This is a genomic window from Clostridium sp. (genome assembly GCF_016650035.1).
Classification (GTDB): Bacteria; Bacillota; Clostridia; order Clostridiales; family Clostridiaceae; genus Clostridium_AD.
In genome coordinates this window covers 1-11,289 of record NZ_JAENWM010000107.1, presented here as the reverse complement: position 1 = coordinate 11,289, position 11,289 = coordinate 1, and the positions used below count along the sequence as shown (strand labels likewise).

Below are 11,289 nucleotides of genomic sequence, written 5' to 3'. Positions count from 1 at the left end.
TCATATTTAAATCTACCTTTCTGATTATCAACACCCCATTTGTACAATCTTATGAGGTATATTCTACACTATATTTTTGTATGTTTGGGACATAATCAAAAACGGTATACTAAGACATTATCATAAACGGATCATAATATTAAGTTATTTGTTTTTTGCATGTTGACAAATCAAAACTTGCAAGTTATAATGATTACAAGTTATTTTTATAAAGACTGTGACGAGAAGAGTATATGTAGGAAGTAGTCAAAGCGAGTGGATTATAGTGGAAGTTCCATACGATGCCTATATTGAAAAACATCTCTGAGTTTCCAGCTGAAATCCTTGTGAAATTAGGTATGGACGGAGCCTAGCCGTTATCTATAGGGCAGTATCGAAACACTGTTTCCGTACTGATTATGAGTGAGCTTTTGAAGCTAATTTAGGTGGTACCACGGAAGTTCAACTTTCGTCCTATAACAAGGATGAAGGTTTTTTGTTTTTTGTTTTAATATTAAAAATATATTGTATGCAAATGCTAATCATCACAAAAAAATATTAGGAGGTATTATTTATGATAACTTATAAAAACCAACTTGCAATTCCAGATAAATACGATCCACTTCTTGGACTAAAGGATACAGAAATTGCTATTAAACAGGTAAAGGATTATTTTGAAAATAGAATAGCAAAAGAATTAAACCTTACAAGAGTATCAGCTCCCCTTTTCGTAAAATCTGATACTGGACTCAATGATAACCTAAATGGTATTGAACGCCCTGTTTCCTTTGATATGAAAGCTATAGCTGATACGAATATTGAAATTGTACATTCACTAGCTAAGTGGAAACGTATGGCTTTATATAGATATGGATTTGATGCAAACGAAGGTCTATATACAGATATGAATGCAATAAGACGAGATGAAGATTTAGATAACCTTCATTCTATATATGTAGACCAATGGGACTGGGAAAAGGTTATTCTTAAAGAAGATAGAACTTTAGACAAATTAAAAGAAATTGTAACTAATCTGTATAAGGTTTTTAAGGGTACTGAAGATCATGTTCACGAATTATATCCTAAAATAGAAAAATTTCTTCCAGCGGAAATTTTCTTTATAACTACGCAAGAGCTTGAGAATTTATATCCTTCTCTTACTCCAAAAGAAAGAGAAGATGCCATTTGCAAAGAAAAAATTGCAGTATTTATCATGCAAATTGGTGGTACACTAAAGTCTGGAGAAAAGCATGATGGTAGAGCTCCTGACTATGATGATTGGTCACTTAATGGAGATATTGTATTCTGGTATCCAGTACTAGAAAAAGCCTTTGAACTATCTTCTATGGGAATAAGAGTCGATGAAATAGCGTTAAAAAATCAGCTTAAACAAGCCGGTTGTGAACAAAGAAGCTCCTTTGAATTCCACAAACTATTACTTGAAGGTAAACTCCCATATACTGTTGGTGGTGGAATAGGCCAATCTAGAATATGTATGTATTTTCTAAATAAAGCTCATATTGGCGAGGTCCAGTCTTCAATATGGCCAGATGAAATGATAGAGGACTGCTTGGCAGAAAATATAAATTTACTTTAACGACATTAAAAACACCGTAAATAACTAATTTATTTACGGTGTTTTTGTAATATTTATAACTTATTACTATTTCAATTTTACTGCTGTTCCATAAGCTATAACTTCTGAAGCACCCTGCATTACAGCACTAGTTGTATACCTTATGTTAACAATAGCATCAGCACCCATGCCTTCTGCTTCTTCTACCATACGTTTTGTTGCTATAGCCCTAGCCTCATTCATCATTTCTGTGTAGCTTTTAATTTCTCCCCCAACCAAGGTTTTAAATCCACTTAAAATGTCTTTACCAATGTTTTTTGACCATACTACTGAACCTTTGACTAAAGAAATAATTTCTATTTCTTTACCACTAATATAATCAGTATTTACTAATATCATTTTCGTCACCCCTTCTAATTTCTTTTATTCTTTCATACATGTTGTAAATTAAAATACCAATAATTGCTATGAAAATAATTGTTAAAATAATCATTCCCAGTGGTAATAAAAACGATGGCGTGCCCTCTTTTGCCACGGAATAAATTATACCTCCTGCATAGAATCCAGCTATTATGATAAAAATTAGTGTTATAAATATAGTTATAATGATTTTCTTCATTTTAACCCCCACATAAGAAAATGTTATTATACACATAATAACATAAATCTCAAACAATTAAATTATATTTATGTTACTAAGGTTAATTTCTAAAATAAGCTATACTAATTTAACCTCATATATTTTAGGCCACCTTTTCCCAGTTACAAAAATATGCTTATTGTTTTTATCATATGCAATTCCATTGAGCATACCTGCCTTTTTATATTCTTTAGGCGTTAATAGCCCTTTAAGCTCTAACCATCCAGTTATTTTACCACTATGAGGAGAAATCCTAGCAATGTTATTACTCTTCCAAATATTCGCATAAATTTCCCCTTGAATAAACTCAAGCTCATTTAGTTTATTAACAGCTCTAAATTCATCATGAACTTTTATACTATATACCTTTTTAAAGTTTTTAGGATTCAGAAAATATATTTTATCGGTACCATCACTCATAATTAAATGCTCACCATTGTGTGTAATTCCCCATCCTTCTGTGTTATAGTAAAATTTATTTATTAGTTTAAAACTATCCTTATCATAAACAAACCCCACATTGGATTTCAATGTTAATTGAAATATTTTATTGTGGTAAAGTGTAATTCCCGTAGCAAAATAATCTTCATCTAATTTGAGTAATTTCAATATTTCTCCCGTTTGTAGATCTATTTTACGTAAATTTGACTCCCTTCCTGTTCCACTGCTCTCATAAAGAAAACCTACTTCATACACTAACCCTTCAGTAAAAACATCTTCATCATGTGGATAAGTATCTATAATATTGTATGGATATGTTGGAATATTATTTAGAAATCTCATTTTCTCACCTCACCTACATAATTTATGGTTTGTAATTATTATATGTTTATTTTAATATTCTTGTGTCTAGGATTAGAGTTATGTAGTGTTTTCATGCATTAAATGATAAAATACGTATTATACATATAATAGTATCTATATAAAAGATAAATAACACGTTCAAAAATATTCTATTAACTAATAGTATAATTAATGGTAACCTAGTTATAATTGATGTATATAGTTTTAATGTACATTATCGGATTTTATACGTTTTATTACATTTCTTACATCTATGCTGCATGTAGTAGATGTAAGAATAAGATTGGAGGTTAAGCTTTGATTAATTCTAGAAAACAAATAAGTACTTCTACTTTAGAATCACAAAATTTATTTCAAGATATATTTATTCCCATAAATAGACGCCCTGGATTTATTAGATCCAAATCACCCAATATACCCATTTATTTTTATAGATATATTGGTATTAGTGAGAACAAGGAAATCTATTATGAGAATTTACATAAACTAAACAATGAACTAACTGAGCTAAAAGGCTTATATTTAAACTTCACCTCTGGAATACCAGTTGGAACTTTATCTGCCCCCATAGCTCAAATTCCCTGGAATGGACTTCTTACTTCTGATACACATAAAAGAAATGATTTAATTAGCCTTATTAAGACTAAGGGATTATTCCCTAATTTTAAAAACAGTTTTTTTAATGATTATATACAGAATAGTTTTGATGAAACAATTGCTATTTATCTAGCAAATAAACCTAATATTACAGAAACTGTTATAAAGAATTTTGCCATAAAACTTCTAGGATGGATTAGCGAATTCACCCCTAAATTGTTTAATAATATTAATTATGATCCAAAAACTGAAGAAGATATTAACAATCCTAAAGTACTTTTTTTTGGAGATATAAAAAAGCATGAAGTATATTTTCTAATATTCTTATCTAAACTAGGTTGTGATATTATTTATATTAACTCAATGTCCGATATGATTTTTCTGGAAGTTGATAAAGGAAATATATATTCAAAAATTATAAAATTACCCAAGACAGAGTCCACAGTAGCATTTGATTCCAACTCAAAACACAATTATAAGAAAACTAATAAAGAAGTTTCTAATGAACTCAAAACAATTATTCCTGAAAATAACCAACCTGTACTAGAAAATAAAATTCCATCTTCAGATAGAGTTTTTAAAAATTCTATTAATATTATACTTAAAAGCAGCATGAATATATTCGATGATTTAATCTTGCCTGTAAGTAAGAGAATTGGTTTTTTAGGCGGACCTTCGCCTTTTATTCCAGTATATTTTTATAGATATATAGGAATAAAACAAAATGAAGATGATTATTACAATGACCTATTTAAATTAGACAAAACCCTAAGTATCTTTAAAGGATTATATATAAAATTTACAGATGTCATACCTATAAGTACTAATTCTAAATTAATTACCAGTACTCTAAATATATGGCAGTACGTAGATCCCTTTGATGCTTCGCTAACAAATAAGCTTGCTACATTATTTATGGAACACAAAGTTTTCCCAGGTAATAATCCCATTTTAAACTCATCTATGGCAAATAGTTTTAGCTATGTACTGGATTTATACTGCACGGGAAACAAAACATTAAACTTGTCTAAAGTTAAAAACTTTTGTTTGAAATTACTTTCTTGGGCTCATGATTTTGTTCCAACCCTTGTGAAGAATTTTGACTTCCAAAATGCATCAACAAATGATATCTTCAATCCTAAAATTATGTACTATGGTGATATTAAAAGACATGAACTTATGTTTTTAATTTTTCTATCAAGAATCGGATGCGATGTTATATATATAAATACCTTCTCGGATAAAGTTTTACAGATTGCAGAATATAGTGATACATTTTCTAAGTCCTTTGAGTTACCATATAAAGGCGATTTAAAGGAATTCCCAAAAGAAGAGCTTCTAGTAAGACAAGAAACTATTGCCCTAAAAGCCTCAAATGAATTATCGAACAAACTTTATACCGATGATGATGGTTTTTATAGACCTTGGCAATTTGAAAATTATAAAACTCATCCTAGCACACTTAAAACTACCTTTTATGAGTTGAAACTTTTATGGAATGAAGATTCTGCCTTACGTACAGGTTTTAAAGTAGAGAATAGTACTATATACATACCAAACTTATTTGCAAAAATAAGCGGTGTACATAGTGATTTGAATTTATACTGGAAGGATTTTTTCGGATTAAAATCGTCAGAAAATACGTTGTTTATATCAAACATCCCTTTTACTAATATTACTTACTCTAAAACGGATTTATACTCCTTAGCATTTGTACTAGATACTAGTGGTTTTGTTGATAAACAAAAACTTCTAGCTCATAGCTGTTATAGTTTTTCTTATTTAAAAACTTCTCTACAAAATATTATTTTAGAAAAAATAAATTATTTAATGAAAACAGATATGCTAAAAAAAATTATTGATAAAGAGTTCAAATTAAAGATTTTAATGACTATTTTAAATATTGATAAAAATGTACTACAACTAATTCAGCAATATGATTATCCATCAAAAGTACCTAAACTTCTTATTTATGATAATAATGAAAGCATTTTCAGTGATGAAGATTCTATTATGCTATGTTTCTTAAACCTATTTGGACTAGATATTACTATTCTTACTCCTACTGGCTACAATAACATAGAAGGAAAAATCAATGATAAATTTTATGATATTCATAGGTTAGAACAAGTAAATTTCAATTTACCACTACCTAATTTTAAAGATGAAAAAAAATACACTCACGAAAAAGGAAAAGGCTTTTTATCTAATATTTTTAATTTCAAATAATTGTGCACATAAATATAAATAACAAGTCAGTATGAGATAACCTATCATACTGACTTGTTATTTTACAACCTCTAAGTGGTCTCTATTCCATAATTACTACACAAGGCTTCCAGGCCTCCTATAAATCCACTACCTATACAATTAATTTTCCACTCGTTCTTATATCTATATATCTCCGCTACTACCATCGCTGTTTCTTTAGATAAATCTTCATCAAATTTATAATTTAGAATCTCTTTTTTAGTGTTACCATCTATAATCCTAAAATACCCCTCTGATACTTGTCCGAGGTTTTGAAACCTTTCTGTTGCCTCATATATAGTTGTAGTAAATGCTAGTTTTTGAATACTTTCCGGTATTCGATTTAAGTCTACCTGTATACACTCATCAAAAGCTTCTTTAAGTGATGTATTATGATCCTGCTTTATAGCTACTCCACCACAAGTACTGTTAGTGTTTTCATAAAAGATAAAATCTTTTTCTGTGGTTTTATTGTTTATGTCTACCATAAATACAGACACATCTAAATCGAAATCATTATTACCATTTGTCTTGACTTTAAAGTCTAATGCCACTATTAGTTTCGAAATATTTTTCATATTGTCATTTATGCTTAATTTTTGCCCTTTTTTAAGTTTAATGCTAGTCGTTACATCCACAAGTTTTCTTTTTTGAATGTTTTTATTTGATTTTAGTGGAGTGTTTATTTTAGACTCAGCTTTATTTTGGGTTTGTACATTATTCGTGCTTTGAGCGTTAACTTGATTTGTCTGCCGCTTAGCTCCCATTACTACTTTCGAATTATTTTCTGGCCTAATGCTGGTCTCAACAGTTAATTTCCCGTATTGTTTCTTTTGTGATGTGAGTTTTTTATTACTACTTTCTACACTTATAGACAAAACGCATACCTCCTAATCTATTGAAGCTTTAAGTCCTGAATTTCTTTCAAATGGTTGAATAATTACAGTTTCCCCTTGAGTGTTAAATTCTAACATATATGATTCACCAGAGCTTTGTCCAAGGAAAGTTTTCCAACTTATATCTGTTTTAAACTGAGGATCAGAACCTGTCCAGCATACCACTGCATCAGGATCCACTACGCAAGGTGTTTGTAGAATAATTGGGTTTCCGTTTGTAGTTATTGCTACCTCCGCATTATTTCCTATACCTGTTAAATTCGATGTAAACATACCCTTTTGAGATATTACCCCTGAACCCATAAATCTAACGCTGTATTTACAGTCTTCAGTGAAAGCGAGTAAATTTTCCCCTTCAACTCCTATACGCTGACCTTGCCCCAGTGTAATTATACTAATATGCTGTGCTCTGTTTGCCATATAATAACTACCTTTACCCTTTACTTTCATAATTGGAATATTCTCTCCTGTAAGCTTTCTAGCAGCTAAATTCATAACGGATTTAAATATGCTTTCAGTATTATTTGTATCTAATAATACTTTTTCAGAAGTAAAGCTACCCGCGTAAGCCACCATAGCACCTTTTCTAGCAAAAAATTGTCCATCCCCCTCTGCGATACAAGTAAGTTCTTGATGATTTTTAAAATTAAACATACCTATTAACCCCTTTCTTATTTTCAAGGCATCTGATTTGTTATCATATAACCCTTATAAAAATTTCGATATAAAATTCTATGTATAAAGTATAGCATAATTTTGTTACTTATTTATTAGTTCTTATATTCAAAAATAATACTAAAACAATTACCAGTAATGTGCTATATAAGAACATTAAATACTTTATTGAATATTCAGTAATTCATGTGTTTATATGCAGTAATATATATAACTATGGTATAATGATATATTACAGTCAGTATTCATTATTTTTTTTACTGATTAATTTAATAAATGGAGAATAATATGGAGAACAATTATGCGATATTTTAACTATATTAATAAATCACAAAATATTTTTTTTAAAGCTCCTTCCTCGTATGGCTTATACTCTTCAAGAGAAGAATTATCTTATGCACTAGGTGCATGTTTGTATATGCCAGCGACAAGGGTAAATTTACTAAAGGACATCACTTCTAGTAGGAACTCAGGAACTCACACTATTACTATTTGTATGGAAGATTCCATATCTTCTAGCCAAATTGTACAAGCTGAAAATAACATTATTAAACTATTTAGGAGTATAGAACATCTTTTAGAAAATGACGATCTTTTTATTAATAGGCTACCTCTTCTTTTTATTAGAGTTAGAAACGTTAATCAACTTTATAAATTACTAAGAGAATCTTCTTTGATAGGTCTATGCGGTTTTGTATTTCCTAAGTTTGATGCTGAGATTGGCGGAAAATATTTTTCTGCACTAAAAGAATATAATAAATCTAATAACAGAAATCTATACGCAATGCCAATACTAGAGACTCCTGGAATAATCCATAAGGAAACTCGATTAGAAGAACTTATTAAGATAAAACATATAATCGATTACTATAGTGAATATGTCTTAAACATTAGACTTGGGGGCACAGATTTCTCTGGTCTTTATAGCCTTAGGCGAGGTAGAGATTATACTGTATACGACTTAGCAGTAGTAAAGGACTGTATATGCGATATAATTAACTTCTTTAAACGTGATGATTATGTTATTTCTGGCGTAGTTTATGAATATTATAATAAAGTTTTAGATTTTAACGATAATATACTTATTAAAGAAACTCTTTTAGATAGAACTAATGGGTTAACTGGTAAAACCGTTATACATCCCACTCAAGTAAATGTAGTAAATTCTCTTATGGTGGTTTCCAAAGAAAATTATACAGATGCATGTAATATTGTTAATTCATCCCTTGACGGTGTAATAAAAAGCGATTACGAAAATAAAATGAATGAAATAAAACCCCATGAAAAGTGGGCAAAAGAAATATTATTGAAAGCTAAGATAATGGGGGTATATGAAAATGGAAAATCTCACAGAGAATTATTGCAGTGCACCAATTCATTATAATATTGATAATAGTCTACAAATTTCACTTAATATTAATGAAAATAAATGTAACATTCCTGCATCAAGCCTTTTTACTATGTCAGCTAGAGAAAATAAAAAAAGAGATTTTCTGTTTGTAAGTAAAGTTATTGGAAAACATATGCCAATGATTCCAGCTACACTTGAAATCATCGGTGAAATTTTAGCTCGTCTTTGGATTAATGAAAGGGAAGAGAACGTATATTATCCTACAACTGAGTTAGTAAGTAAACTTATTTCTTCAGATATGGCTCATAACATAGGTAATATTGAAACCTTACATGATATTTTAAAATCGCCTATAAGGCTTGCAAACAAAACTCTTTTTATAGGTTTTGCTGAAACTGCTACGGGTCTTGCTCAAGCAGTATTTCAAAATTTCTCAAATGCTTCTTATATACACACTACACGAGAGAAAATAACTTCTATAAATTCAGCACTGCTTTTTAACGAAGAACACTCTCACGCTGTAGAGCACTCCCTTTTCCCTTATAACAGTGACTTTTTTAACCAATTTGAGGATATCGTTTTGGTAGATGATGAACTTACCACAGGTAAATCTGCATTAAATTTAATAAAATGTCTTCCCGGGAAATATTTCGGTATTCTATCTATACTAGACTGGAGAGATGCTGCAAGTTATAAAATATTCAGACATGAAAAAAATAGACATGTTAGGGTATGTTCCCTTTTAAAAGGAAATATTAAGTGCAGTAAAACAAAAAATATTATTAGTGACGATCTAATTATGCCGACCTGTTCTACCAAATTAATTCAATACAAAGATCTTGTTTTTAAACTAACTGAAAGTATTGAAGGTTATTCAAAACACACTGGTAGATTTGGAATAAATTCAAAAGATAATGCTGAAATTTCTAAAGAAACTAAATCTATAGCTACGATACTTAAAAAAGAAAGAACTACCGGCAATTGTCTCTGCATAGGAACTGGTGAATTTATATATTTACCTTGTAGTATAAGCGCAATGCTTGGGGATAATGTGTATTTTCAATCCACTACAAGAAGTCCTGTTCATGCTAGGAACATTGATTATTATGGAAACAAAAATAAGGTTGCTTTTCAAAGCCCTGAGGATGAAACTATAACTAACTACCTTTACAATATACCTGATAATTTCTATGAGCAAGTATTTTTCTTTTCTGAAAAGCCTTTAACCAAAAATAAAAAAGAAGAGTTAAATAGAATTTTTGCTTGCTTTCATATAAAATCTATAATATTCGTATGCTGGAAAGGCTAATATAAAAAAGAGGTGTAAATAAATGAATCAAAGTACTTTTTCGGGAAGCTACTGCACTGAAGATGTTATATTTCTTCTTAAAGACATCTCAAACCTTATAGTAGAACAAGATAATGAATTTAGAGAAAATGCTATACAAAGTGGAACCCATTATTCTGAAATGTTACCAATAGAATATACTCCTTCAAAAGAATATATGGATATTTTCTACAGTACCCTACAAGGCTCAAAAATTAAGTTAGCTACTCTAGTGGCTATATTAACAGATAAAATTATAGCTGCAAGAGGTGAAAATATTGTTTTGGTCTCCCTTGCTAGAGCTGGAACTCCAATTGGAATATTAATTAAACGATATATGCAATTTAAATACAATGTGTCCCCTGCTCATTACGGTATTTCTATAATACGTGATAAAGGTATAGATAAAAATGCAATTATGCATATACTTAAAGATCACCCTCCAGCAGATATACAATTCATTGATGGGTGGACAGGCAAAGGTGTTATTCAACATACATTAACAAAAGCTTGCAAAGAACTTTACGCAGAGCTTAATATATCCTTGGATTCTAACTTAGCAGTCTTATCTGACCCCGCTTATTGCACTCTCATTTACGGTACAAGAGAGGATTTTTTAATACCCAGTGCATGTCTTAATTCTACAGTATCAGGTCTTGTAAGTAGGACTGTACTTAACGATAAGTATATTGGCAAGGATGATTTTCATGGTGCTAAGTTCTATAGTGAACTCGCGCCCGTGGATGTCTCTAATTTCTATATAGATGAAATATGTGACTGCTTTAAGGATATAGATGAAAAATATCTATCTTCACTTATAAATACGGAAACCGCTTCTGAAGTTGCTACAGATATAGATTTCAATTCTACTTCTTTAAACTGCAAAGGACTTGAAGATATACAAAGTATTAAAGAGAAATTTAACATTAATAATATTAATCTTATAAAACCAGGAATTGGAGAAACCACAAGGGTACTACTTCGACGAATTCCTTGGAAAATATTAATTGACTCCTTTAATAATCCTAATTTAAAACATATACTAAAGCTGGCGGAGGAAAAGAGCATTCCCGTAGAAATATATACAGATATGTGCTACTCCTGCTGTGGCATTATTAAATCAAAAGAAAAAGAAGATATGTAACCAGTCAGTGTACAAGCAAGTATACTAGATATAGTTAGGATGTGTTTATA

10 protein-coding genes and 1 other annotated feature are annotated in these 11,289 nt (G+C 30.0%); of the genes, 5 read left to right on the top strand and 5 right to left on the bottom strand.

Annotated elements, in window-relative coordinates:
* The first annotated feature begins 208 nt into the window (after positions 1-208).
* Positions 209-459: a binding site (T-box leader), on the top strand.
* Positions 460-553: 94 nt separating this feature from the next.
* Complete coding sequence (gene asnA, locus JJD95_RS17885) at positions 554-1,576, top strand: aspartate--ammonia ligase (protein ID WP_291644508.1); 1,023 nt, start codon at positions 554-556, stop codon at positions 1,574-1,576.
* Between the two features lie 66 nt (positions 1,577-1,642).
* On the opposite strand, the gene JJD95_RS17880 is transcribed toward asnA, so the two are convergent.
* The 3 genes from JJD95_RS17880 to JJD95_RS17870 form a co-directional block, all read right to left on the bottom strand.
* Positions 1,643-1,954, bottom strand: a complete 312-nt coding sequence (locus JJD95_RS17880) for a YbjQ family protein (RefSeq protein WP_291644506.1) — start codon at positions 1,952-1,954, stop codon at positions 1,643-1,645.
* On the bottom strand, positions 1,935-2,174 hold the full coding sequence (locus tag JJD95_RS17875; RefSeq protein ID WP_291644504.1) for a hypothetical protein: 240 nt from the start codon (positions 2,172-2,174) through the stop codon (positions 1,935-1,937). The genes JJD95_RS17880 and JJD95_RS17875 overlap by 20 nt, the downstream gene beginning before the upstream one ends.
* A gap of 99 nt (positions 2,175-2,273) precedes the next feature.
* Positions 2,274-2,978, bottom strand: coding sequence for a glutaminyl-peptide cyclotransferase (locus JJD95_RS17870; RefSeq protein ID WP_291644502.1), 705 nt, complete (start codon positions 2,976-2,978; stop codon positions 2,274-2,276).
* 318 nt (positions 2,979-3,296) lie between these two features.
* Here JJD95_RS17870 and JJD95_RS17865 point away from each other — a divergent pair, with 318 nt between their 5' ends.
* Complete coding sequence (locus tag JJD95_RS17865; protein WP_291644500.1) at positions 3,297-5,825, top strand: YceG family protein; 2,529 nt, start codon at positions 3,297-3,299, stop codon at positions 5,823-5,825.
* Between the two features lie 71 nt (positions 5,826-5,896).
* On the opposite strand, the gene JJD95_RS17860 is transcribed toward JJD95_RS17865, so the two are convergent.
* Together JJD95_RS17860 and JJD95_RS17855 are read right to left on the bottom strand one after the other, a co-directional pair.
* The gene (locus JJD95_RS17860) at positions 5,897-6,724 is read right to left on the bottom strand and encodes a TerD family protein (protein ID WP_291644499.1); all 828 of its coding nucleotides are present in this window, start codon (positions 6,722-6,724) and stop codon (positions 5,897-5,899) included.
* 12 nt (positions 6,725-6,736) lie between these two features.
* On the bottom strand, positions 6,737-7,396 hold the full coding sequence (locus tag JJD95_RS17855) for an AIM24 family protein (protein ID WP_291644497.1): 660 nt from the start codon (positions 7,394-7,396) through the stop codon (positions 6,737-6,739).
* 322 nt (positions 7,397-7,718) lie between these two features.
* On the opposite strand from JJD95_RS17855, the gene JJD95_RS17850 reads away from it, so the two are divergent.
* Genes JJD95_RS17850 through JJD95_RS17840 form a run of 3 tightly spaced genes read left to right on the top strand, consistent with a single transcriptional unit; the run spans position 7,719 to position 11,239 of the window.
* Positions 7,719-8,801, top strand: coding sequence for an HpcH/HpaI aldolase/citrate lyase family protein (locus tag JJD95_RS17850; protein WP_291644495.1), 1,083 nt, complete (start codon positions 7,719-7,721; stop codon positions 8,799-8,801).
* Positions 8,755-10,077 carry a phosphoribosyltransferase family protein gene (locus JJD95_RS17845; RefSeq protein ID WP_291644493.1) on the top strand — a complete coding sequence of 441 codons (1,323 nt, stop codon included), beginning with the start codon at positions 8,755-8,757 and terminating at the stop codon, positions 10,075-10,077. Before JJD95_RS17850 ends, JJD95_RS17845 begins: the two co-directional genes overlap by 47 nt.
* Positions 10,078-10,099: 22 nt before the next feature.
* A complete protein-coding gene (locus JJD95_RS17840) occupies positions 10,100-11,239 on the top strand; it encodes a cysteine protease StiP family protein (protein WP_291644491.1) in 1,140 nt (379 codons plus the stop codon).
* Positions 11,240-11,289: the final 50 nt, after the last annotated feature.